The sequence below is a fragment of the Vibrio sp. NH-UV-68 genome (assembly GCF_042940635.1).
GTDB lineage: Bacteria > Pseudomonadota > Gammaproteobacteria > Enterobacterales > Vibrionaceae > Vibrio > Vibrio pacinii.
In genome coordinates this window covers 2,146,781-2,171,701 of sequence record NZ_CP134975.1, presented here as the reverse complement: position 1 = coordinate 2,171,701, position 24,921 = coordinate 2,146,781, and the positions used below count along the sequence as shown (strand labels likewise).

At 43.1% G+C, this 24,921-nt stretch carries 17 protein-coding genes; 10 read left to right on the top strand and 7 right to left on the bottom strand.

Translation table 11 applies throughout. The features are described from left to right. Window positions 1-68: 68 nt before the first annotated feature. Both ViNHUV68_RS09770 and ViNHUV68_RS09765 read right to left on the bottom strand, forming a co-directional pair. Window positions 69-1,823 (bottom strand): EAL domain-containing protein, encoded by a 1,755-nt coding sequence (locus tag ViNHUV68_RS09770; protein ID WP_391087778.1) that lies wholly within the window; start codon window positions 1,821-1,823, stop codon window positions 69-71. A gap of 84 nt (window positions 1,824-1,907) precedes the next feature. Then, window positions 1,908-3,857 (bottom strand): methyl-accepting chemotaxis protein, encoded by a 1,950-nt coding sequence (locus tag ViNHUV68_RS09765; protein WP_391087775.1) that lies wholly within the window; start codon window positions 3,855-3,857, stop codon window positions 1,908-1,910. A gap of 694 nt (window positions 3,858-4,551) precedes the next feature. Between ViNHUV68_RS09765 and ViNHUV68_RS09760 the strand changes: the two genes are divergently transcribed. After that, complete coding sequence (locus tag ViNHUV68_RS09760) at window positions 4,552-5,766, top strand: diguanylate cyclase (protein WP_391087772.1); 1,215 nt, start codon at window positions 4,552-4,554, stop codon at window positions 5,764-5,766. Window positions 5,767-5,890: 124 nt separating this feature from the next. Next, window positions 5,891-6,466 (top strand): DUF2913 family protein, encoded by a 576-nt coding sequence (locus ViNHUV68_RS09755; protein WP_391087769.1) that lies wholly within the window; start codon window positions 5,891-5,893, stop codon window positions 6,464-6,466. Window positions 6,467-6,944: 478 nt separating this feature from the next. Here ViNHUV68_RS09755 and ViNHUV68_RS09750 read toward each other — a convergent pair whose 3' ends face one another. The 4 genes from ViNHUV68_RS09750 to ViNHUV68_RS09735 form a co-directional block, all read right to left on the bottom strand. Further along, window positions 6,945-7,829, bottom strand: a complete 885-nt coding sequence (locus tag ViNHUV68_RS09750; protein ID WP_391087766.1) for a hypothetical protein — start codon at window positions 7,827-7,829, stop codon at window positions 6,945-6,947. A gap of 401 nt (window positions 7,830-8,230) precedes the next feature. Further along, window positions 8,231-9,793, bottom strand: coding sequence for a relaxase/mobilization nuclease domain-containing protein (locus tag ViNHUV68_RS09745; protein WP_391087763.1), 1,563 nt, complete (start codon window positions 9,791-9,793; stop codon window positions 8,231-8,233). Continuing rightward, window positions 9,793-10,269 (bottom strand): hypothetical protein, encoded by a 477-nt coding sequence (locus ViNHUV68_RS09740; protein WP_391087760.1) that lies wholly within the window; start codon window positions 10,267-10,269, stop codon window positions 9,793-9,795. Before ViNHUV68_RS09740 ends, ViNHUV68_RS09745 begins: the two co-directional genes overlap by 1 nt. 1,231 nt (window positions 10,270-11,500) lie before the next feature. Beyond that, window positions 11,501-12,781, bottom strand: coding sequence for a tyrosine-type recombinase/integrase (locus tag ViNHUV68_RS09735; protein WP_391087758.1), 1,281 nt, complete (start codon window positions 12,779-12,781; stop codon window positions 11,501-11,503). Between the two features lie 429 nt (window positions 12,782-13,210). Here ViNHUV68_RS09735 and ViNHUV68_RS09730 point away from each other — a divergent pair, with 429 nt between their 5' ends. After that, a complete protein-coding gene (locus ViNHUV68_RS09730; protein ID WP_038172953.1) occupies window positions 13,211-13,822 on the top strand; it encodes a DUF2913 family protein in 612 nt (203 codons plus the stop codon). 52 nt (window positions 13,823-13,874) lie between these two features. Here ViNHUV68_RS09730 and ViNHUV68_RS09725 read toward each other — a convergent pair whose 3' ends face one another. After that, complete coding sequence (locus ViNHUV68_RS09725; RefSeq protein WP_391087755.1) at window positions 13,875-15,872, bottom strand: methyl-accepting chemotaxis protein; 1,998 nt, start codon at window positions 15,870-15,872, stop codon at window positions 13,875-13,877. 476 nt (window positions 15,873-16,348) lie between these two features. On the opposite strand from ViNHUV68_RS09725, the gene ViNHUV68_RS09720 reads away from it, so the two are divergent. The 7 genes from ViNHUV68_RS09720 (at window position 16,349) to ViNHUV68_RS09690 (ending at window position 24,528) form a co-directional block, all read left to right on the top strand. Next, on the top strand, window positions 16,349-17,809 hold the full coding sequence (locus tag ViNHUV68_RS09720; RefSeq protein WP_391087752.1) for a protein adenylyltransferase SelO family protein: 1,461 nt from the start codon (window positions 16,349-16,351) through the stop codon (window positions 17,807-17,809). A gap of 128 nt (window positions 17,810-17,937) precedes the next feature. Further along, window positions 17,938-18,660 (top strand): response regulator, encoded by a 723-nt coding sequence (locus ViNHUV68_RS09715; protein ID WP_391087750.1) that lies wholly within the window; start codon window positions 17,938-17,940, stop codon window positions 18,658-18,660. Next, entirely contained in the window at window positions 18,653-20,113 is a 1,461-nt protein-coding gene (locus tag ViNHUV68_RS09710; RefSeq protein ID WP_391090309.1) for an ATP-binding protein, read from the top strand. Before ViNHUV68_RS09715 ends, ViNHUV68_RS09710 begins: the two co-directional genes overlap by 8 nt. Window positions 20,114-20,270: 157 nt before the next feature. Further along, entirely contained in the window at window positions 20,271-21,518 is a 1,248-nt protein-coding gene (locus tag ViNHUV68_RS09705; protein ID WP_391087747.1) for an extracellular solute-binding protein, read from the top strand. Window positions 21,519-21,629: 111 nt separating this feature from the next. Beyond that, window positions 21,630-22,553 carry a carbohydrate ABC transporter permease gene (locus tag ViNHUV68_RS09700; protein WP_038172947.1) on the top strand — a complete coding sequence of 308 codons (924 nt, stop codon included), beginning with the start codon at window positions 21,630-21,632 and terminating at the stop codon, window positions 22,551-22,553. Then, window positions 22,550-23,407, top strand: a complete 858-nt coding sequence (locus tag ViNHUV68_RS09695) for an ABC transporter permease subunit (protein WP_391087744.1) — start codon at window positions 22,550-22,552, stop codon at window positions 23,405-23,407. Before ViNHUV68_RS09700 ends, ViNHUV68_RS09695 begins: the two co-directional genes overlap by 4 nt. Before the next feature lie 5 nt (window positions 23,408-23,412). Further along, window positions 23,413-24,528, top strand: coding sequence for an ABC transporter ATP-binding protein (locus tag ViNHUV68_RS09690; protein WP_038172945.1), 1,116 nt, complete (start codon window positions 23,413-23,415; stop codon window positions 24,526-24,528). Window positions 24,529-24,921 lie beyond the last annotated feature (393 nt).

Below are 24,921 nucleotides of genomic sequence, written 5' to 3'. Positions count from 1 at the left end.
GAATGAGAGCTCTTAAGCTGATTCTGTGTAGATTAAATAACTTCAATGTTCACTCACTGGAGAAAAATTCAATTTCTGTTAGTTGGTTTCTTGGTCACGAATGTGCAAATGTCTTCAGCCATTTGAGGTCTTGAATAGTAATAACCCTGTATCGCATGGCAGCCCATTTCCTGAAGGCACTTCAGTTGCTCTGATGTTTCGACCCCCTCTGCTATTACTTTCAAGCCAAGGTTGTTAGACAGCTCGATCACCGACTTTACTATCATTCGATCACGAAAATTCGTCGTAACACCATCGATAAATACTTTATCAATCTTCAGTAACTTCGCATTCAGCTGAGAAAGATAAGCAAGTGAAGAAAACCCAGTACCAAAATCATCGATTGCAATAGAAAAGCCTAAATCACTTAACCTTGTGAGCACTGCCATCGCTTTTGCTGGCTCTCGCATTAACACTGACTCGGTCACCTCAAGCTCTATCATACTCGGTGAAACACCTTCCCTATCGAGCGTGTTACAGACACTATCGAAAAAGTCAGGGTGTTCAATTTGTTGAACAGACACGTTAATAGCCAATCTACCTGAAATATCTATCCCTAGACCCTGCCACTCCTTGAGTTGGTGACAGGCTTGCTGAATGACCCACCCACCGACGAGGTTCATTAACTTGTGTTTTTCTGCAATGGGTATAAACTCAGCAGGTGTAACATGACCCAAATCTTCATCAGACCAACGAAGTAGGGCCTCCAAACCACACATACGGCCACTAGCTAGATCAAGCTTAGGTTGATACAGAAGGTACATTTTTTGCTTATCTAATGCTGAGGCAATCTTACGCGAAAGTGTAATGTCTCTATAAAAGCGTGAGCCTACTTGCTCAGTGTACCGAAAGTAATCTCTGCCAGTCGATTTGGCTTCATACATGGCGAGATCAGCACGCGACATCACTTCACGGAGTGTCTTGCCATCTTGCGGCCACTTAGCGGAACCAATGCTCATGGAGAGTGAAATTTCTTGCCGCTCTATCGTGTAGGTAGAGTGAGAAATGGCAATCAAGTCATGGATGAGTTTTCGGGTGCCGTCTTCAGAAGTGTTTTTGTGGATAATAACAAACTCATCTCCACTCAATCGGGCCGCAAAGTCACCTGGTTGGATGACTTTCTGAATGCGTTTTGCGACTTCAACTAACGCAACATCTCCAGCTTGGTGACCAAGGTTATCATTTAACTCCTTAAAGCGATTTAGATCGCAGAAGATTGCGGTAAAGTAATTCTCATTGTTGTGCTCCCTGCTCACAAGTCCTGAAGCATATTCAATAAAATGGTTTCGATTGGGAAGATCCGTTAGGCTGTCAAAGTGAGTCAGTTTTCGAACACTACTCTCTGCGCTAACCAGAGAAGTGATGTCTTTCTTTTCGGCAAAATAGAAGAGGATTAAGCCCTCATTGCTAACAATAGGGGTGATGACAGCTTCTTCAATATACTCATCACCATTTTTATGAAGGTTTGTAAATACACCTTTCCAAACCTCTCCCTTTTTCAGCGTATGGTTTAGCTCTTGATACACAGTCAATGGCGTTTTCTTCGACTTTAGTATGCTTGGGCTTTTCCCTAATACTTCTACTAGCCTGTAACCACTTAATGATTCGAAAGCTTCATTTACATAAATTATTTCTCTGTTCGAATTGGTTAGCACCACCGAATTCTGACTTTCAGATACTACAGAGTAAAAAATGGGCAGCATTTCCATGTATGAAATTTTTGCGTCTACAAGGCAAGACTTAAGAACTTCTAGTCGATCTGCATCAAAATGTAATTTCAACAACAGCCTTTCCCTTCAAATGGTTCATTGCAATGAAAGCAGAGAGATGGCTCAGACACATTCCCTGCTTTTTAAAGTAGCCTCTGATCATATTTTAAACTGTCTGACTAATTGACCAAGCCCTTCTGCCAATCGAGCAATTTCGGCGCTAGCGCTACTAGTTTGGTTCGCTGCTACAGCGTTCTCCTCTGCTACGCGTTTAACGCTAACCACACTTTTGTTAATATCTTCAGCGACAACACTCTGTTGTTCTGATGCACTGGCAATTTGCATGTTCATATCATTAATGACACTTATCGCATGTGTGATTGCCTCTAGTGCGACACTTGCTTGACTCGCAAGAGCCACACAGTTTTCTGCTTGTGCAATACCTTGATCCATGGCGTCTACTGTACTTTGTGTACTGCCTTGTAACTGTTCAATAATTGTTTGGATTTCAGAAGTAGAACCTTTCGTTCTTTCTGCTAGAGAACGCACTTCATCTGCCACCACAGCAAATCCTCGTCCTTGCTCTCCCGCCCGAGCTGCTTCGATTGCGGCGTTCAACGCGAGCAGGTTAGTTTGGTCTGCAATTTCACCAATTACTTTCAAGATATTTCCAATATTGATCACTTCGCGTTGAACTTCATTGAGCTTATCAGAGGAGTGATTGACACTATCAGACAATGAGTTGATTGAGCCAATCGTTTTTTGGATAACTGAAGCCCCTTCAATCGCTTCATTATCTGCCTGATTCGCTGCGTCTGACGCTTTTTGTGCGTTATCAGCAACATCATGAACGGTTGTCGTCATTTCGTTCATAGCAGTAGCAACCATCTCGGTTTCAGTTTCCTGTTGACTAATCCCTTTTGAAGTTTGCTCTGTCACTACGGCAAGCTCTTCAGAGGCAGAAGCGAGCTCTGAGCTGGAGTTTGAGATAGTCGAAATCATTTGCTTTAGGTTGTTCGTTGTATTTTGAACTGCATCTAATAGTATGCCTGTTTCATCTTTAGAGGTTTTGCCTACATTAACATTCAGTTCTCCATTGGCGAGTTGGTTCGCCGCATCGACCGCCTTTTGAATAGGTTGTGTGATAACACGAGTAATAACATAAGCAGCTAAAATACCGAGAGCAAGTGCGATAGCAGAGAGTAGCAATATTATGGTTACACTGTTGTCAGTATTCGCTTTCAATATTGGGCCAAGTGTGTCCTGGTCTTTTATCACCGATAATTTCATGTCTTCGACATTTTGTGCGACCTTGGGGCCGATAACGTCAAGCGTGTTTAGTATAATGTAATTTCTTTTATTAATGAGGTCATTTATGTCTTTCAAGGCCAGTACATAGTCATCGTGGGCCTTGTGTAATGACATCAACGCCGCCCGTTGCTCAGGGTTTTGTAGACCATTTTCAAAGTCTTGAATTTCTTTCGCAACAACCCTTACCAGGTTTTCCCTTGCCGTATCAAAATCAGTCGGTAGATTACTGTGAAGGAACTTAGCAACGTAGAGTCTGCCTATTAATAATTTGTTTCGAACATGACCAGCATGGTAAACAGCTTCGGAATTGCCGTTTTCGTAGCTAAATTCAATAATCTTGTCGATTAAACTCAACATTCTTTCGCCAGATGGAACAAGGCGGGTTAACTCAATTTCATTTCGATGAGCGATGAGTTTTACAACTTCATCAAATGCTTTCTGATAGTCGCTCAGCGCTTCAGTAATCTCTCTAATGATTTGGGCTCGCTCAGGTTTTTGAATTTCTTTCTTCGCTTCATCCAAATAAGAGTTCATCTTGTTAACGTAGTCCGAATATTCGTCCAAGTCTTTATCGCTTTGTGTAATTAGGTAATCTTTAACATTCATGCTTACCATCAGCATGTTCGCTTGAAGCCTACCTGACAAATTTGAATCTCGAGCTAGCTCCCTATACTCACTAATCCCAACATCAGCACGTTGAAGAGCAGTAACAGCAACGACTAGCACAATGGAAAGTATTGTAAGAACAATACCAAAACCTAACCCGATTTTTTTTCCTAGTTTGATATCTCTTAACATTGGCCACCTTCCATTGTCATTTTGTATGTTGATAAGTAAATAATAGGTATCGCTAATATAATCGATAATAACAATGAATGCTGACTCTAAATTGATTTGAATCAATTGAATTTTAATTGAGAGCTTTATAGAAAAAAAGTCAATCTGCTTGGTTGCTTACGTGGCCAGTTTCGCATAAACAACATTTAAAACTATTTTTTCTAGGGTCATCAAAGTGAGTTGTACATGGAGAAAGTTACAAAAATTACGATTAATGTTATTAGCCAATGTGGAATTGGAGTGCGCCCTACCTAAGAAATAGAACATGATTGAACCCCTTAGTTAGCTCACACAAGTCAAAGTGTTCTGATTTGTTGGTTACATGAGGGCTCATATAATTGGCTAGAAAGGCTCTTTTCAAAAAATGGAGTGGAGGACTTCAACCTAGCAGATATGTATAGATAAATGCGTGACTATCGGAAGGTTTGATATGTGGCGGATAAATCTCAAGCGGCCTTGAATCAAAGTTTAGATGGACAAGCTTTGCAGGAGACGCGCGTTTGCGGTTGACAAATTCAAGATAGCCTAGATTTCGTAGTTATTGCTTGCCTTGGTTGCGAATGTTCAATAAGTTTATATCGGCTAGTTCAATAGTTATGCTTTTTGTCAAACTATTGCAAAGTCAGTTGCAAAAACGATAAGGATGTCTGACTGTATGCTCTCTACTTATTCCCTATATGGCACAATGGTTCTTAACGGATTAAACATTGTTGAAATCGATGAGGCGGGAGCTTCAATGTTTGGCTATAGCAGTAGTGCGCACTTTCTTAAATGTACATCAACAGTTGCCGACCTAGTTGTGGGCGATACCGCAGATCTTAGTTCAATGCCAAAAAGGGGGAGCTGGTTGAACGTTGGTGTTACAAAATTTGTAGGTAGATTTGGAAGAGAGTTCGAGGCGCTACAACTGGTCAAGAGCCCCGTAGATAAACAAAAAGATCATCTATATTTGGTTCTACTTGATTTGAGCTTAGTCGGAGCAGATATAAGACAGCGCAGAGAAGTTGACGAGAATTACAAGCGCCTTGTTTTGTGTTCGGGGCAGGGTATTAGTGTACATCAAGATTTTTCTCCTGTTATGGTTAATCAAGCATGGGTGGAACTGATGCATGCTCCGTCAATTGAATATGTGTTAAAGAATGTTGAGTTACTGGACTTTATTCCCTCAGAGCATCATGACGCTGTTAAGGAAAGGTATCTAAAAGTGTTGAATGGCGAAATCAGTCGATCTAAAGTTGTTGTTGAGAACATTTGCTTCGACGGCAAAAAACGCTTTTTCAGTGTTTACGATAATCTGGTTGAATGGAAAGGTCGACCCGCAGTTCAAGCCGTTATCGAAGATGTCACACATCAAGTGCATCTTGAAAAAGAGCTGAGAAGGTTATCTGAAACAGATTATTTAACAGGTTTATATAACAGAAGGAAGCTATCTTTGGTGCTCGAGCAACTCGGTGGTTGGAGCTCGAGTGATACGGAAACATTCTCAATCATTTTGCTCGATGTAGATCACTTTAAGTCAGTTAATGATCGTTATGGACATAGTAGTGGAGATCATGTTCTTGTAGAGCTAGCAGATACCCTGAAACAATCCCTGTTTAGTCGCCAAACATTTGGTCGATGGGGTGGGGAAGAATTTCTGATCATTTGTCAAGGAATGGACATATATGAGTCTTCGTTGCTCGCTGAAGAACTTAGAGAGACTGTCGAAAAACGGCGTTTTCATGATGAATTCAGCATAACGGTCAGTATTGGGGTAGCCAATGCTAGCAATTGCAACTCCATCCAAGAGCTTCTTATTAGTGCAGATAAAGCCATGTATAAAGCAAAACAAAATGGTCGGAATCGAGTTGAGATTGGTCGCATTCCATAGTTAAATCATTCACAAATCATACAGTCTTATCTCCAAGACTGATCCCCCGTCCTTTACACTTATTGTCGCACGGTAGTATCAGGCTTTATAATAACAGAGTTGACAATTACAGTTATTGTGAGAAATGTTAAAAAACTCGAAGCATCAAATACTTAAGTATACTATTACAAACGCTCTTATTCATCTCTATCTAAAGGTTGGGGAATCTTCAAGGTTTGTCACAGAAGAGCAGAGGAACAAGATCATCATAGACTTCTTAAAGCCTAAATTAAAACAAAGTACATATAGTCCGATCAAGAAAAACCTCAAGACCATTTGCTTGATGAAAGACAAATTCGGTTCAGTTGAAAATCATTTGAATGGTATGTTAAATGAATATTTAACTAAGTCTTTGAAAAACGATATTGATAAGCTTTATTCAGTACTAGAGCAACTTGACACAGCGGGTTTTGAGACGAAACTTCTTGAAGAAGCCCAAGTTGAAGAAATAGGTGTTGTTTATCTCGACAGAGCACATATAGACTCTTGTTTTGATGATACAGGCCAACTGACTGCTCCAATTACATTGTTTATAGAAACGGACGATATTGATAAGTTTTTAGCATGTTTAAAGGAACAAAAATATTTTGAGTTAGAACCATTTCAAGCTGTAGAAAAACCAAACAAATATCAATGCAAACTTTACCCAATGTTGTTTTAGCTATAGTGATTTATAGTAAGTGGAACATATTATGGATCAGGTGTAGAGGGGAACTTTCACTTCTTTCTTTGCTAACACAGTCATCGGTATAGGGCTAGCTAGCCATGAAGTGAACTCATTTGGCGTCATTTCGGTACTGGAACGCACGCTCTTCTTTGTATCGATAAAAACTTGGATCACTTTTTTGCTAAGTCGAAACCAACGATAGTTTTCTTCATGTTGAACTCCAGTTCTATGTTGCCAGTTTGGCATTATCTAGCTTACGGCTAGTGAGAAGGGGAGTCCCATTATCTGCTGGGGCGGATCAAGGTAAAGCGAGTCAATAGGTTGAACCAAGTGAGTTATAGAACGGCGATTGTATTGCATGCCATACATGCAGGCGCTAAGCTTTTCGCTCTGACTGAATTGGAGATTAACGAGAGGGCCAGTGGCCCCCTCGTTTGTTTTGAATTGATGCCGCCGTTGGCGAAGGGGCGAGTTATTTCTTTCTGCCTTCTTTAACTGTTCTCCCACATGCAATCTCATATGCAATGCGGGAGTTTGAAACAGTGTTTGTAGTTGCCGATGCTGGTAGTGCGTCCAGATTGGCTTCATCGCAGTTTGTGAATCGTGCAGTCCAATCCTGATTAAGCTCTGCCTGTTTTTCTTGTTTCGTCTTATCTGCGCTAGCCCTGATTCTTCGGTTGTTAATGTTGTATTTCTCGTCAATGAACTTAGCAGTTTCATCATCCTGATATTTTTCAACATTGAAGCTATTTGATGCATAGCCCATATTCGCAAGAATAGACTCAAGCCTAGCAACAGCTTGTTGGATATCTTGTGCTTCGTCTGCTCGTAGCTCCGCGATGCCTAGCTCCTCAACTTCACCAATCCACTCACAGAGCTCATGTATCGGCTGGGCGCTGTTGTAAATCATGCTGCCATCTTTGTGCTCAAACCTCTCTCTGCGCTCATCAAGCGTCTTTGCCGAGATTTGATTTTGTAAGATTGCGTACTGAAGAAACGGTTTCATTTCTTCAAAGTACCTTGGTTTGAGGTGCATGTTCATCCCATGCAGATCAGGATTGTAATAATCTGTTGCGTATAGCTTCACAACCTCCTTTCTGCTCACTGGCATTTTTGTTAGCTGATGCAGTGGAATCGTAATGATTGGCTTGCTGAGAATAACCTCATCGCCCCTTTTAATGAGGGCGCGGATGTGGAGGCTGGTCTCTTTGTCTTTAACCGTTGCCAACTCATCAATATCTTCGATATCTGGAAAGACCTTGCTGTACGAAATGGAGTATTCGCTATTTTCAGATTCAATTTCAGATGGGGTTTTTAGTTTATTTCGCAGTGAGATTGCTTGTTCTTCGATTGTCATTTTAAATGCCTTTATTATTATTTTTATTGGCTTTAATATATGTTTGCATTAACTCACATTAAGGTCAATGATAATTGTGAGTAATTGACAGATTAATTTTATGCATTATGTAATTATTCTCAAAATTTGTTAGGTTTGTGGGTTTTAGTAAATATTGAATAAATAACCGTTGGTTTACTAAATTAATTAATTTGTTATATTGTATGTTCTTTATTTTTTTAAGATGTTTTAATGTGGTGTTTCTAATATTAAATGCCAGCAGGTTGTGGGAGAGATATATCTACCAATTAATATAATTGACGCAAGTTACAAGTGTCATGTTGGTCAATATTACTTCACTTTAAATCAATGTCTTACGATGGGTTGATAGCAAAAGAAAAGCCACCTGCGGGTGGCTGAAGTTAGAGGGAGGGGGAGTAATCGTAGTCGTAAGTGACCGTTTTGGCGGGTGAATCGCCATCTGACTTCTTGGGTTTTTCAGGTATGTTTTTGGGAAGGGTGATGACCTCGTGTTGAGACTCAGTGATGACTTCTTTGCTAAGGTTGATGCCGTGAAGCTGGATGTAGCCGTCCTCAGGGCTTAGTGCGTGCATCAATTCGCCGCTGTCGTACATCTCTTTTGTCTTCACTGGGTCGGCCTCATTCCATCCAAAAAACTCCCAAATCATTTCGATGAGGCACTCTGCGAACTTTCTGTTAATCATTGCCTCATACTCAGATTTGGTCATCTTTCCAAGCCTCTTGAGAGCAGTCATCTTGATGCGTTGGCTAACGCAGTACCTGCCGTCTTTCCTGTGAACTTTGTAGTTCTTCTTGTTCGGCTTCCTCATCCGTTTAGCGAAGAATTGCTCGTCCATCATCATCTGTACGTCGTAAGCCACCTGAGCTAGAAGCTTAATATCCCTGATTTTGGTGAATGCAATCACATCAGCCTCAAGACCGTCTCGCATTCGGGTTTCACGCTCCGAAAGCCTCTTGGCGGCGTTCAATTCGTTTGTTGTGATTTTGGTTAGTCGCTCTTGAACCCCTTTGAATCCAAACTTCCCCTTCAATGTGGACGCGCTTGCAATAAAGTTTTGGCCGTCTTTGGTTTTAATGCGGTAAGTCATGCCAGTTACTCGAAGAGGAGGCTTCTGATCAAATCGAAGCTGAACACCGACGCCAGATTCACGCAGGGCTAGCATCCATTCTGTCAGGCTAGGCTTGTACTTCTCATCGAAAAGCTGAGCATGTATAGCGTTTAGGCGGCGCGTAATGTCATTGACATGAGGTTTGCGCTTGTCAGCTTTTTGCTCATTATCTTCAATGTATATGTAGCTTCCATCGGCTTGCTTGACTGGCTTTAGGAAGTCGCCTGGAGAGGCAATGCGCGTGAGGTTAAAATCCTTTTCGATTTGGCGGACAAGGGGGAATGCTCGCTCGTGATCTTTCCAGTCTGGAACCACTTTATGGGTAAGAGTGTTGATGCGACTTATTACAATATGCACGTGGGGATTGCCCTTCTTTGCGTGCCGAAAAGCTATCCATTTGCAGTTCTTGTATCCAAGCCCCTTCATAAAGAACTCCACGGCCTTGGCCCAGTCATCCTTGCTCATATCTTCGCCTTCGGGATTCGAAAGAATGAGATGCTTCATTGGGCGAGAGCATCGCTTGTTTTTGCTATTGGCTTCAATCATTTCATCGATCACACTGTCCCAATTCTCAACCATCGCATTTTCAGTGAAGATCATATTGTCGGCAGATGTGAGCTCGTTTGATGTAATGTATTCGCTGACACCGTCATCCTTACTGTTTGCAGCGTATAGTAGTAACTGCTCTGCTGTAAGGTCTGAGTCGTCGGCAACCTCCAGAGGAACAAGGGCTTCCATTTTGCCCTTGGAGGTGTTGGTAACGTATCGCATTGTTTGGACGAGGTCTGCTGCGGTTTGAATTTCAGCTTTGCACTCTGCTTCTTTAAAAATCATTAGTGCATCCTCCCCTCAATCCCTTCTTTGACTGTATCTAGGTCTTTAAGGGAGAGATTGTTGATAGCAAGCGCAATAATGGTTTCATTGCTAATATCGCTTAGAATCTCTGCTCTTAATTGCCTCACTTCTTTTCTGAGCTCAATACTGCGCTGGGTTAGTAGTTTGACTGAGCCTTCGTCCATCACCTCCTTGTATGTGTGGAGGTGGCGCATAAGTTTGTCGAGGTTGGAGAAGTAGCTGCGAGATGATACAAGGAAGCGCTTTGATGGCATCGACACAATCGCCTTGGGATGAGCTGTGCCCATAATTCGCTCTCGGATGTAGTCGGATGTGCGGCTGTAGCCAGCTTCATTTGCCATTCTGTCCGCCCATTCTTTAGTGCCCCTGTTGACCTTGCAGCGCAAGTCTTGATCCATTTTGTCTTCTGGAGCTTTTTTGGGAGCTCCACCTTTATTCTTTTTATTAGTACCCATAGTGTTTACCTATTTTATAATTATTATTTTGAGGTCAGCATTTTCTGCTGTTTATTTTTATTATTGTTTGTAAATATTCTTAAAGTGCCATTGGTGGCACCGCAACTGTCATTGACGGCACTGAAAGTGCCATTCACGGCACCAAGGGGGCCCGTGGCTCCTGAGCGAAGCGAAACCAGCGCAAATTGCGAAGCGAATTTGTAAGAGCCCTCGGAGAGCAAGCAGTTGTCAGGGTAGAAACGAAGTTTCGTGTCCCTGAGAACTCCAGCTTGCTACCTATATTTCAATCAAAATAAGGCTGTACTTAATAAAAACTCTTCATATTTATTAGCAGTACACGTGTGCGCTGAAATATAAACTCGCCAAGTCTTTGCTTTGACAGTGAGCGTTTTAATTTCTATCTTTTTAAAGAGCGACTGGAATGTTTTTTCTAGTCATACTTATATATTAAAACTAGTGTTTCTATTATTCAACTGACATCATATTTATTATCTGGTATGCTATTGAAACTTTTTTGCTAAATATGAGTTTCTAGAAAATTTTTCCAAAAAATCATGAGCGATACACAAATGGTTAAGTGTTTTTATTAATAATTAACATCAAATTAATGCTTGTTTTGAGAGTTTCATTTCATACCCAATAAATTAATTTAGTAATATTGAAAATGAAGCATGATGAATTGTGAGTAATGTTTGCGGTACGGTTCAATCAACCAAAAAAGGTGGGAAGGTTGCGTATACAGAGTTCATTGTGCATTACGAAGATTATTAGTCATGGCAGCTACAATAGAGCTGACTGGAGCACGAGTGCTCCCTTAGCCGCCTCTGGCGAATAGCTCGATGTTATCTTTTTAGATTTTTTAAGTATTCATCAAAGTCTTTAAGGGGGCTGGCTCTGTCTCATGTCCCAACATTTAAGTGCAATGGTTGCTCATTGCGAAATCGACTGTTTAAGTTGAGTTGGCAGTTTAGGTTGACAAGTTAATCAAACGTTTATTGTCGCACCTTCAAAGCAACGCCTAAGGCCGATACTAATGAAAAACACTGAGGCATTTTTGATCTAAAACATCGGAATATCGAGTGAGATACTCGGAGAGGCGCAGAGATTCGATAGATCAATCTGTCATAACAGACTAAATTAAATCGTAATGTTACAATTGATAAATTGAGTTCAGGCTAATCCAGTTTAGGAGGTGAACTAGCCTATGGGGTGGTCGCCAGCTCAATTTTAGTTATTGATTAAACTTTTCTATGCGCTCATTAAGTTCCTTTTCCCAAACTTCCAAAGCAGCTCTTTTCTCATCGAGATATTCGTACATATCGTAATGCTTAGAGGACACGTCAGAAAAAGCGTGACCTTGGATGCGATCTCGAATCTCTTTGGATAACTTTATTGTTGCACCAAGAGTTTTTACGGTTCTTCGAAAGTCTCTGCCAATGAAAGGCCGAACTTCCTTTGTTCGGGACTTGTAAGTTAACAATGCTTGAGCAATCGAGTTAGTAGGCATGTGCTCAAGGGGATTTGTCTTCTTGTAGAATACGTAAGGGCTATCTTGTGTTGCGTTACTCTTTAAGTCCTGAAGGATGCTAATTGCTGTTTTGGTTAAAGGAATTACGTGAGGAATGTTCGTTTTGAAGTTTGCTTGTTGAACGGTGAGATACTTATCCTTGAAATTAATGTCACTCCATTCAAGTGTTACGACTTCGTATGGACGTTGACCACCTAGATGAAAGCACAGTTTTATGGCTTGGCGGGTTTGAAAAGCAAAATCAAGATCTGCATATCGATGATCCATATCCCAGAGTAGCTTTTCGACTTCCTCCCAGCTTAAGAAATGTGTACCAGCTTTTTCCGCCCAAGTCTGTTTTGGTATGTCAGCAATCGGATTCCCTGAAATTCCAAACTTTGTGTTACGGTTTTTGTATGCGGGGTCATTGTCATAGAAACGACCAAAATTGAAAGCAGCGTGAAGGATTGAGCGTATCTTGTTGCTTTTAGCTGCATGCCCTGATTCGATTGGAATGGAAAGGATGTGGATGAAGTCTTCAGCTGTAAAATCCTTAGCCTTTCGCTTTATATCCAGATAAGGAAATACGTTATCAACAATCTTTTTCATTTCATCTTGATAAGATCGCTTGCCCTCTGTTTTCTTGTGTTCTGCATGTAGCGTGATTAATTGCTCTAAGCTGCCAATTTCACTCGCTTCACGTTCTTTTTGAGACTTTTCTCTGGCACGCTTTTCAAGCTCGCCTTTTGGATCTATGCCCTGGGACAATAAATCGCCGTACTCTTTACAAAGGTCTCGAGCTAAAGCGAGGCTCATTCCTGGCATCTTACCTAACTGTATGAATATTGACTTGGAGTCTTTGAAGTAGCGAAATTTGAAGTTGATGGCTCCTGAAGGCATAACTTGTACACCAAGGCGACCTTTCCCTCTCTCCCCTGATTTGTCCCAGGTGTAGTAGGGTGTCTTTTTGGGTTTTAGTCCCTTTATTTCTTTAACCGTTAGCATATGTTCACTGAAATCCCTAAGTGGCCGTTACTTGACTAACATTAAAGTTAGTCAAGTAACTAGTCAAGTAAGGAGGTGAATTAGTGTAGTTGTATGTAATCTTATGTAATTAGTAATTAGTTAAACCTTTAAGTAAGTTTCTGTTATTGAAGGTTAATTTAATCGAATGCAATCAAGGGTAATCATGAGGCAATATCACTTCTAAGGATGTGGTCGTAGGTTCGAATCCTACAGGGCGTGCCATTTATTCTAAAAAGCTCTGACAACTCAATGAGTTATCAGGGCTTTGTCGTTTCTGTGGTGCCGTGGTGGTGCTTTTCTGATCATTTAAAACTGGCTACTGTACTTACGCAAAGCTTTTCGGTAGCATATCGCTCCTTCTAAAACAAATAGACCAAACCTAAGTTTGGCTCCTTACGTTCAGAGAACATGCGCAGTATCCATACCAACATTAAACCAGAGTTTGAACCTTTGCTGGCCGAGTTAGCCTTGCATGCTTTGCTTCATCTGCGAACGAATCATTCAGGTAAGGTTTTGGTGCGTAAGTCACGTTCAGACATCAACGATATCCTTTCAGCGTGGCTAAATAAGGCCGCCAACAGCAAGAAATACAAACCCTTGAAAAAGAAAGTGCGTTCACTTGTGAGCCACGCCCGTGCTCAGCGTTTGGATATGGAAGGTATGCTGGGTAACTTACTCACGCCGACGGAAGGGGACGAGCTTCCTCACCTCGACAGTTTTCTGCTGTTAGTGAATACCCTAGAGAAAGAACTCAATACCACCGTCTTGGTATCGAGCCCAGAATCGGTTGATCTCAAACATAACAGCAAAGGGTGCTTGTTGTGTGTGCTCTCGCAAGATTTAAATGCGCATTTTAACCACCGAAATCGACTGGTTAATGATATTTCGATGCTATTTCGTGGTACGCACGGCGAGAAACATGCGTTCTTACGTATCATCTATTCTTCATCGTTGTTTGATCACAAACTTGAGTTCGAAGATGGCGACTTTGTGCGGATATCCTTAAGCCTGAGAAAATAACGGGCAATAAAAAAGTGACCTTGGCCACTTTTTCATCTTTAGTCTTTATCTTTTAGGCTAACCTAAACTCTTGTAGTTGTTGATTAACCTCGGTAACTTCGCCGCGGTAGCTACTGACGATTTTATTCATATTCTCAGACAGTTCACCAGTGTGCTGCGCAATCTCGCTCAGTACGTCGATATCCCTATCGACCGCCTCACTCGCTTTAGACTGTTCTACCGTCGAATTGGCAATGCTATTGATGTGTTCATTAACCGTTTCGATAAGCACCTCCAACTGCGATACGCTATCGTTAACCTCTGATACCGAGTTAAATGTCGTATCGGTTGCATCTCGGCTTTTATGCATATTGCTGACCGCCGTTTGAGTGTTGTTACTGATATTCGCCAGCAGCTGTGAAATGTGCTCTGTTGCCTCTTTACTGCGCTGGGCAAGATCGCGAACCTCTGAAGAGACCACAGCAAAACCACGCCCATGCTCACCAGCACGCGCTGCTTCGATTGCGGCGTTGAGAGCCAATAGGTTGGTTTGTTCTGAAATGCCATTAATGGTGTCGACGATTTTACTGACACTCTGCGCATCTTGCTCTAGCTGAAGCATGCACGCTTGGGTCTGCTCAATCTGATGAACTAGCGCTTTTACAATGTCATAAGATTCTTGGCTTTGTTTTTGACAGGTGAGGACTTTTTGGGTCATCTGCTCTGTTTCATCCAAAGCCCGCTCAGAGGAAGAGGCTATTTCTAAGCTTGATTGTGAGAGTTCGGTCATTGCCGTGGCGATAGCCGCACATTTATCGGCCGTCGCACGACTGCTATCGCCAAGGTCATCCGCGCCTTTTACCATCTGGTCAAGCCGCTGATTACTGTGATCGTTGGTTTCGGTGACTTTCATCAGCAGGTTTTTGATACTAAAGACCAAGCCGTTGACACTGCTTGATATATGCGACAGCTCATTGTTCCCCTCGGACTGCAACACCAAACTTAAATTATTGGTTTTCGACATATCAGCAAGTTGAGAGGTCAGTTCTCCGACGCGGCGTTTTAGACTGGTCAAAGCGGCATACAGTCCGGTGAATAGCACCACACCGATACACAGGCCGCTAGCAACGACTAAGCTCATTTGCCAGGCAGCTTGTTGTGCTTGGTTGCTGACCACTTCCGTCATCTGTTTGACCAAATTGTTGCGAATCCCATTCACGAGCTTGATTCTGTCTGTCGCGGCGGCGAACCAAGACAATGCCGAAGGCCCTTGCAAGTTATCCAGATTGGCTTTTTGTGCCAGATATTGCTGTTGGATCTGCTCGACTTGCTGCCAAGTCGCGCTGCGTTTAGCTTGCTGTAAGTTATCGAGATAGTCACTCGGCATTGTCATTGTGGCCATTCGCTCACTGTATTGACCCGATCTTAGGTAATTTTCGATCGCGGTATATTGACCGATTGAAGAGTGTTGACGAGCAAAGGCACCATTTAAGGCTCCGCGAACCTGTCCTGCGCGCTCTTTTATCACCATGATCGCAATCAGCGAGTTACCAAGTTGAGTGATTTCAGCGTTAGTTACGCCTGAAACAAGTAGCGAGGCATTATCGATAGCAAGTTGATTGAGGTTTGAGTAGTAAGCGAATGGAGATCGCTGCGGCGCAAGTTGATCGACTTGGTTACGTATTTGCGCGAGTTGGTCGAGTTCATTGATGATGGCTTGTTTGATTTGGTCGGTAAAATTTGGATCTAAGTACAAGGGAGTAAACTGTCTAAAGGCGGCGATGTGGGTATCAGCTTTAGCACGTTGCTCTTTGAGTTTAGCCACCTGCTCTGGTGCTCCTTTACTGCCGAGCACGCCAGCCGTAAGCCCGCGCTCAACCGCTAAATTATGAGCCAGATTGTCGTACAGTAAAGTCAGCTGAATCGCTTCTTTATCGTTGTTCGCTTGCATCAGCGTATTTTTTTTATGGAGGGATAGTTCCACGGCCATTATGAGCGCAAGCAGAAATGGGATACCTGCTAGCAGCATAACGATATGATGCAGTGAAAACCTTTTCATGACTGACTGCATAGTTAGTCTCCTGACATTGAGTTATGATTTTTAATTCCACTAATAATAGAAGAATGCCGTACACTTTGATGTGATATTGTTTTTATGAACAACAATTTATTATCAAAAGTATGTTTGGTTACGTGTGTTCTGTCATAAAAAATTAATTTATCAAAGGGTTGAGGCTTGGGCTAAATTTAATCATATTGTAATGACTATGTAACAAAGTGGATTAAGCTTATGCAGCATGATGAAATGATTCAACACTCAAATTTTGGCGTAATTAGCCGTACCTGCCTATTTTCTTTGCTCGCTATATTGACCATATTTGCCTTTTTATGATCTTGTTTTTCGGTTTGTAACCTTAGTTTTATTGTGTCTTTTAGCGAGAGTAAATACTTACCTTGTGTTGCGTTTTAAGCAACAGCGTTGCTAGATATCGTTAGACGAGTGTGCTAGCGTCAAACTATTATTTGGTTAATAGTTTGTATGTCTTAATGTTGTCATCACTTACACATCGATTCTCTCTACTACCGAGTCAGTTTTACTCTTATGTCACTCCGCAGCCATTAGAATTGACACGTTGGGTTATTTGGAACGCTCAGCTTGCTGATTCCTTTGCTCTGCCTCAATCCGCGCCACAAGGTGAGTTAAAAAATCTTCTCAGCGGAGAAGCATTACCTGACGGCACTTTACCTTTAGCGATGAAATACGCAGGTCACCAGTTTGGCGCTTACAATCCGGATTTGGGTGATGGGCGAGGCGTATTACTTGGTGAGTTGAGTAACCGCGAAGGTGAATGGTTTGACTTACACTTAAAAGGTGCAGGTCTAACGCCTTATTCGAGAATGGGCGATGGCCGTGCTGTGCTGCGATCGACGATTCGAGAGTATCTGTGCAGCGAAGCGATGGCCGCTTTGGGTGTTCCAACCACTAGAGCATTGGGTATGTTGGTCAGCGATACGCCGGTATACCGTGAAAAATGTGAGCAGGGAGCCTTATTACTGCGTACTGCACGCACGCATATTCGTTTCGGCCACTTTGAGCATTTCTTCTACACCAACCAAATTGACGAACTGAAGCTGCTCGCCGATAAAGTCATCGAATGGTATCTGCCTGATTGTAAAGATCAGCAAAATCCTTATGCGGCGATGTTTCATCATATTGTGACGCGAACGGCTGAAATGATCGCCTGGTGGCAAGCGTACGGCTTTGCGCATGGGGTGATGAATACTGACAATATGTCGATTCTTGGTGAAACCTTTGATTATGGGCCGTTTGGCTTTTTGGATGACTACGAACCTGGCTACATCTGTAATCATTCCGATTATCAAGGGCGTTATGCGTTTGATCAGCAACCGCGTATTGCATTGTGGAACTTATCTGCATTGGCACACAGTTTGTCCCCTCTGATTGAGCGCGCCGACCTAGAGCAACAACTGGCGCAATTTGAACTGCATTTGAGTGACTGTTTTAGCCAGCGCATGCGGGCAAAATTGGGCTTATTGAGTAAACAAGCGCAAGACAGCCAGTTGTTTGCGGAAATGTTTGGACTCCTCGAAACACACTCAATTGATTATACGCGTTTCTTCCGCGAGCTCTCCTGTGTCGATCGTCACGGCACTGCGGCGTTACTTGATCTGTTTGTTGACCGCCAAGCGGCCCAGCCGTGGTTAAATTCATACTTATTACGCTGTGAAATAGAACGAGATGAGCAAGGCAATCCATTAACGGCCGAGCAGCGTTGCCACAAGATGCGAACGGTTAATCCGAAATACATTTTACGCAATTACCTAGCACAAATTGCGATTGATAAAGCTGAACAAGGGGACTTTAGTGAGGTGGAGCGCTTAGCTCGATTATTGGCCCAACCTTATGATGAACAACCCGAGATGACAGCGTACGCGAATTTACCGCCGCAATGGGGCAAAAAGATGGAGATAAGCTGCTCCTCATAACAGCTGTTAACAAGATGTGACGAGTGTCCGCAAGGGGTTCAAATTATTACTATTCTTGCATAAGAATCACATTTGGAACCGATTACACTCGCAGCAGTTATTAATAACGTATCGCAATGGATGGAGATATGTCGGCAAAAATTCTCGTCGTCGATGATGATCAAGAAATTTGTGAATTGTTGGAAGAATATTTAGCGAAACAAGGCTACGTCGTCTCGGCGGTCAATGATGGCATTCAGATGAATGCCTACTTGGAACAGCATGGCTTTCCTGATCTGATTTTATTGGATGTCATGTTACCCGGTGACGACGGCTTTGCGCTTTGCCAGCAGATACGCCGCCGCTCTTCTGTACCGATCATTATGCTGACGGCAGTATCGGATGATACCGACCAGATCATCGGTTTAGAAATTGGTGCGGATGACTATATTGCCAAGCCGTTTAATCCGCGTCATCTAACCGCACGAATTAAAGCGGTGCTGAGGCGAGTCAACAGCGGGGTAGATGAGGCGGCAAGTATTGCCAGTGCGAAAGCGATTATGTTTGGTGATTGGCGACTCGATACCTTAGCCCATCGCATCACCCATCTCGACACTCAGCAATCCCATGATTTATCTGGCAGTGACTTTGCACTATTGATGCTGTTTCTTAAACGACCCAATCAAGTGTTGGATCGTGACACTATCTCGTTTGCCACCCGTGGAAGAGAAGCACTGCCGTTTGAACGTGGTATCGATGTACAGCTAAGCCGCTTACGCCAAAGGTTAGGCGATAGTGCTAAGTACCCTCATTATATTAAGACCATGCGTGGCAATGGCTACTTGCTCTGTGTTCCAGTTAACCATGAGTAATCGTTGGTGGCGTACGATTCGCACATTTAAGCTCAACTCTTTAGTGAGTCGCACCTTAGGCTTAACCTTATTGGCCGTGATACTCGCGCAAGGTGTCGCAACCACGCTCTGGTACTCTGAATCGAGACACCGAGAGCTAGCCGGAATTCACGATGCTTCGCAGAGCATGGCCAACATGTTCTCGTCAACGGTGAACTTTTTTCAATCGTTACCGGTGAAATATCGTCATATCGTCCTCGACCAAATCCGCAATATGGGCGGCACGCGTTTTTTTGTTTCATTCAATAAAGAGCAATTGGTGGTCGACCCAATCAAAGATACCCCGTTAAAACTGGCTTCTATTGAGGCGATAGAGCAGGTCTTAGTCAGAAAAATCCCTAAGGCCAAAACCATTTCGGTGGATTTTTCTTTGCCAGAAAATTTACGTTTATTAAAAAATGATATTTACCTGAGCGACTTACCAAGGTCTTGGGCGCATCATACGTTAACCTTGAATCCGATTGATCCGCCCATTCTGGTGGTACAGATAGAATTGGCGAGTCATGAGTGGCTGTATATCGCCGCGTTGTTGCCAGCACCTTATGTGACCCTAGATGACACCTTGATTGGTCGTGAGCAGGTCCTGTTTCTGATCTTCTCGACCACTATTTTACTGTTTTTAACCTATTTGTTAGTTCGCCGCCAAGTGAAGCCGCTTAAGCGTTTGGCCAAAGCGGCGAATGAAATGAGTATGGATATTGATCAAGCGCCATTAAAGGAGGAGGGCGCGAGTGAACTGGTGATGGCGACCCGAGCATTTAACCGTATGCAGCAGCGGATTCGCCGTTATGTCGCTGATAGAGAACACCTTTTTTCGGCGATTTCTCATGATTTAAAGACTCCGATCACTCGTTTAAGATTGCGAGCTGAGCTTTTAGACAGTGAAGTAAAACGTGATAAATTTAATCGTGATCTGGATGAACTTGAGATGATGGTCAAAGGGGCACTGCAGTGCGTTCGTGATACTGACTTACATGAAAATAATGCTTACGTTGACCTTAACGAGATGATTTTTAGTGTCATTGAACCTTACAATCAGCAGCAAACACGAGTGAGTTTCAAGCCGCAACCGTTGGAACCGATTGTGGCTAAACCACTTGCGATTAAACGGGTGATCAGTAATTTGGTGGATAACGCCGTCAAATATGGCCAACAAGCTGAAGTCAGCATTGCTGTCAGTGAAGAGTGGGTAACGATTACGATTTGTGACAGTGGCCCCGGCATTGCCGAGGATCAACTCGAAGCGGTGTTTGAACCTTATTATCGACTCGCAAATGATGATAATGGCCACGGCTTAGGTCTTGGGATCTGTCGTAATATTCTTCATGGACATGGTGGAGATCTCATTATTGATAACTTACGCACTGGTGGTCTTCGCGCCCAAGTCTTTGTTCCTCCTACGCTTGAGGTGTAATGTAACATTTGTGTTACATTGTATTTACCGTTTGTTTCAATCAAAAAATTCCAATTGGGTAGACTCAAATGAGTTTAAGCAAAACAGTTTAAGCAAGAACGCTTAAGGCCATTTAGCCGTTGGCCTAACTGTCTAATCCAATACATGGAAGATAATAATGAAACTAAATAAAACCCTACTTACTCTCTCTCTCTTATCGGCAGCCAATGTTGCTCACGCAGGTGAAGTTGAAGTGCTCCACTGGTGGACAGCAGGCGGCGAAGCTAAATCTGCGGCCGTGCTGAAACAGATGCTCGAAGAGCAAAATCATACATGGAAAGACTTCGCCGTTGCTGGTGGCGGTGGTGAGTCAGCAATGACAGTTCTAAAAACGCGCGCAGTATCGGGAAATCCACCTTCAGCGGCGCAAATTAAAGGCCATGATATTCAAGAGTGGGGCGGATTGGGCTTCCTAACGTCATTAGGCACTACCGCCAAACAGCAGAAATGGGATGAGTTCTTACCGTCAGTGGTCACTAAGGTGATGAAGTTCGATGGAGAGTACGTTGCAGTACCAGTTAACGTACACCGTGTGAACTGGCTGTGGGCTAACCCAGAGGTACTCAACAAGGCTGGGGTTACGTTGCCAACGACTTTAGATGAATTCTTCGCTGCTGCCGAAAAAATTAAAGCAGCAGGCTTTATTCCATTAGCTCATGGTGGTCAACCATGGCAAGACGCGACAGTGTTCGAAGCGGTCGCTCTCGATGTCTTAGGTAGTGAAGACTATAACAAAGCGTTCGTTGATTTAGATATGGACGTGTTGTCTGGCGACAAAATGGTCGAAGTATTCACTAAGTTTAAGAAAGTCAGAGACTACGTTGATGCCAACTCACCGGGTCGTGACTGGAACGTTGCGACATCAATGGTCATCAATGGTGAAGCTGCAATGCAAATCATGGGAGACTGGGCGAAAGGCGAATTTACTGCCGCAGGCAAAGTACCGGGTAAAGATTACATTTGTGCGCCAGCGCCAGGTACCGCGGGTCAATTTACTTTCAACATCGATAGCTTTGCGTTCTTTGAATTAAGCAATAAAGACAACCAAAAAGCGCAGCAAGATTTAGCCAGCACCATCTTAACTAAGGAATTTCAAGAGGTATTTAACCTCAATAAGGGCTCAATTCCAGTTCGTCTTGATATGGATATGGCTAAGTTTGACCAGTGTGCATTAGATTCAATGGAAACCTTTAAAGCGAGTGCTAATTCAGGCGATCTCGTGCCGAGTATGGCTCATGGTTTGGCAACAACCAGTTATGCGCAAGGTGCAATCTACGATGTCGTAACCAACTTCTTTAACGATGCCGATGCCGATCCACAGCAAGCCGCACAAAAGCTAGCCAAAGCGGTCAAAGCGGCGATTTAATTGGCGCGAAAGTGACACCCCAAAGGGCGTGCAGGCTTGTGGGGAGCCTGTACGCCCTTTCCTTTAAAACCTAGTCAGGATGTGACAGGTTGTTAGACGTAAGGACTCGTTATGGAGCATGTTGTAAATCGGCATCAGAATAAGTCGAAGGCGAGGCCAAATCTCGCCGATCGACTGCAGCTTTGGTTACCGAAAATCGTTCTGGCCCCGACCGTATTAGTCACCGTAGTTTGTATCTACGGTTATATTTTCTGGACGGCGGCACTATCAATGACCAACTCTCGTTTTCTTCCTAGCTTCAATTTCGTCGGCATTGCCCAGTACGAAAAGCTGATGGAGAACGACCGTTGGATCACCTCAATTTCAAACTTAGCCATTTTCGGTCTGTTGTTTATGATTGTCGCGATAGGGCTTGGTATTGGCTTAGCCATATTACTCGATCAAAACATTCGTCAAGAAGGGGCGATTCGAACTATTTATCTTTACCCAATGGCGCTCTCTTTTATTGTCACTGGTACCGCATGGAAATGGATTTTGAACCCAGGTTTAGGGATCGAGAAATTGGTGCAAGATTGGGGGTTTAGCGACTTTAAGTTTGATTGGTTGGTCAATTCAGACATGTCGGTATACACCTTAGTGATTGCGGCGGTATGGCAATCATCAGGCTTTGTGATGGCAATGTTCTTAGCAGGACTGCGTGGTATCGATTCTTCAATCATCAAGGCGGCGCAAATTGATGGCGCGAGCTTACCAACGATTTACTGGCGCATCATCATGCCGTGTTTAAGACCGGTCGTGTTTAGTGCCGTCATTATTACTTCACACATTGCGATTAAGAGCTTTGATTTAGTCACCGCGATGACGGCTGGTGGGCCGGGTTACTCTTCTGATTTACCTGCCCTGTTTATGTATGCGCACTCTTTTACTCGAGGTCAAATAGGGCTTGGTGCTGCCAGTGCGATGATGATGTTGGCGGGGATTTTAGCGATTTTAGTACCATATCTCTATTCTGAATTGAGGGAGAAAAAATCATGATGCGCAGTATCAATTTCTCTCGACTGTTTATTTACTCAACACTGGCCTTTTTCTGTGTCGTCTACTTGATGCCGTTGTTTGTTATGGTGATCACCTCATTCAAAACTTTACCCGATATTAAAGCGGGCAACTTGATGAGTTTGCCGACAGAGTGGGTATTCGATGCATGGTTTAAATCTTGGGATACGGCCTGTACAGGGGTGAAATGTGAAGGGATCAAAGGGTATTTCTGGAACTCATTTCAAATGGTGATTCCAGCGGTAGCTATTTCGACCTTGCTCGGTGCTTTCAATGGTTACGTTGTGACCAAATGGCAGTTCCGTGGTTCGAACCTGTTTTTTAGTTTACTGCTGTTCGGTTGCTTTATACCGTTTCAGGTCATTTTGCTGCCAATGGCTACAGTACTGGGCAAATTGGGCTTGGCAAATACCACCGCTGGGTTGGTTATTGTCCATGTTATCTATGGTATGGCGTTCACCACGCTGTTCTTTCGTAATTTCTACATCAGTATTCCTGATGAACTGGTTAAAGCGGCGAAGCTCGATGGTGCAGGTTTCTTTACTATCTTCTTCAAGATATTACTGCCTATTTCAACGCCAATTATTATGGTCACGGTGATTTGGCAGTTCACGGCAATTTGGAATGACTTCCTGTTTGGGGTGGTTTATTCAGGTTCAGAAACTCAACCGATTACGGTCGCGTTGAATAACTTAGTCAATACCAGCACCGGGGTGAAAGAGTATAACGTCGATATGGCCGCGGCCATCATCGCGGCACTCCCAACACTATTAGTTTATGCCTTAGCAGGAAAATATTTTGTTCGCGGCCTAACGGCTGGATCGGTAAAAGGATAATTATCATGGCAACACTCGAACTTAAACAGATCCGTAAAACCTATCCCAAAGCGGAGCAAGAAACCTTAAAAGGTATCGATATTAATATTGATTCTGGTGAATTTCTGATTCTTGTTGGCCCATCAGGGTGTGGTAAATCGACATTGATGAACACCATTGCAGGGCTGGAAAGTATCAGCTCCGGAGAAATTGTTATTGATGGCAATGATGTGTCGGATATCGAACCTAAAGACCGAGACATTGCGATGGTGTTTCAGTCTTACGCGTTGTACCCCAATATGACGGTACGCGGTAACATTGAGTTTGGTCTTAAAATCCGCAAGATGCCGCAAGCGGATATTGACGCCGAAGTCGAGCGCGTGGCAACCATGTTGCAAATTGAACACTTGCTAGATCGTAAACCCTCGCAACTGTCTGGCGGTCAGCGCCAGCGTGTCGCGATGGGGCGTGCACTCGCTCGTCGACCTAAGCTCTACCTATTTGATGAACCCTTGTCTAACCTCGACGCAAAATTACGTGTCGAGATGCGTCATCAAATTAAGCGTTTGCATCAACAGCTCAATACCACCATCGTTTATGTGACCCATGATCAGATTGAGGCAATGACCTTAGCAGACCGAATTGCGGTGATGAAAGATGGCGAACTGCAGCAGCTTGGTACGCCACAAGAGATTTACAATAAACCCAATAATATGTTTGTTGCTGGCTTTATGGGCTCACCATCGATGAACTTTATCAAAACCATGGTTGATCTGGATGAACAAGATAATCCGGTGATCAAAGTTAAAGGCGGTAATGATCAGGAGCATCACATCAATTTGCCTTCATCAATGCGCGATCAAGATGGTAAAGAGATTGTGATTGGTTTGCGCCCCGAGCATATCACTGACAGTGAAAATCCAGACTCTAGTGCAACCACACAGTTAGATCTAACGTTAGAGGTTCTTGAACCGACTGGACCAGATACCATTGCGATGATCAAAGTGAATCAGCAAGAAGTGGCATGTCGACTCTCTCCGGAACTGGATGTCAGGGCTGGTCAAGTTGCGCCACTGCATTTTGACCTCTCTAAAGCGGTGTTTTTTGATGCGAGTACCGAGCAGCGAATCGAGTTTCACTAACGGTAATGTTATTGATTAAATTGTTAGTAAAATAACTAAAGTCGACTATTCTTAAATTAACGCGTGAAATAAGTATCACGTTCTTGTGAGTTGAGGTGTCTATTCCCGTCTCCTTATGTTCACCTTATCTCAATTTACCAAAATGGCAGTCTTCGGACTGCCATTTGTTTTATCTGCTTTATGGAATTGTTAAATATGTGTGAATTGACCCGTCTTGGTTTTTTTGATGGGTAGGTTTCCACCCATTTGTGTTGCAAGATGTGATCTCAAACAGAGCGCAAAAATGCGAGTTTTTCATAAATTATTGATTTGTAGTTATTAATTGTCTTTTTTCTAACTTGGCTTGGTTATTGCCCTTATATAAATATCAACACCCAGTGATGGGGTTGTTCA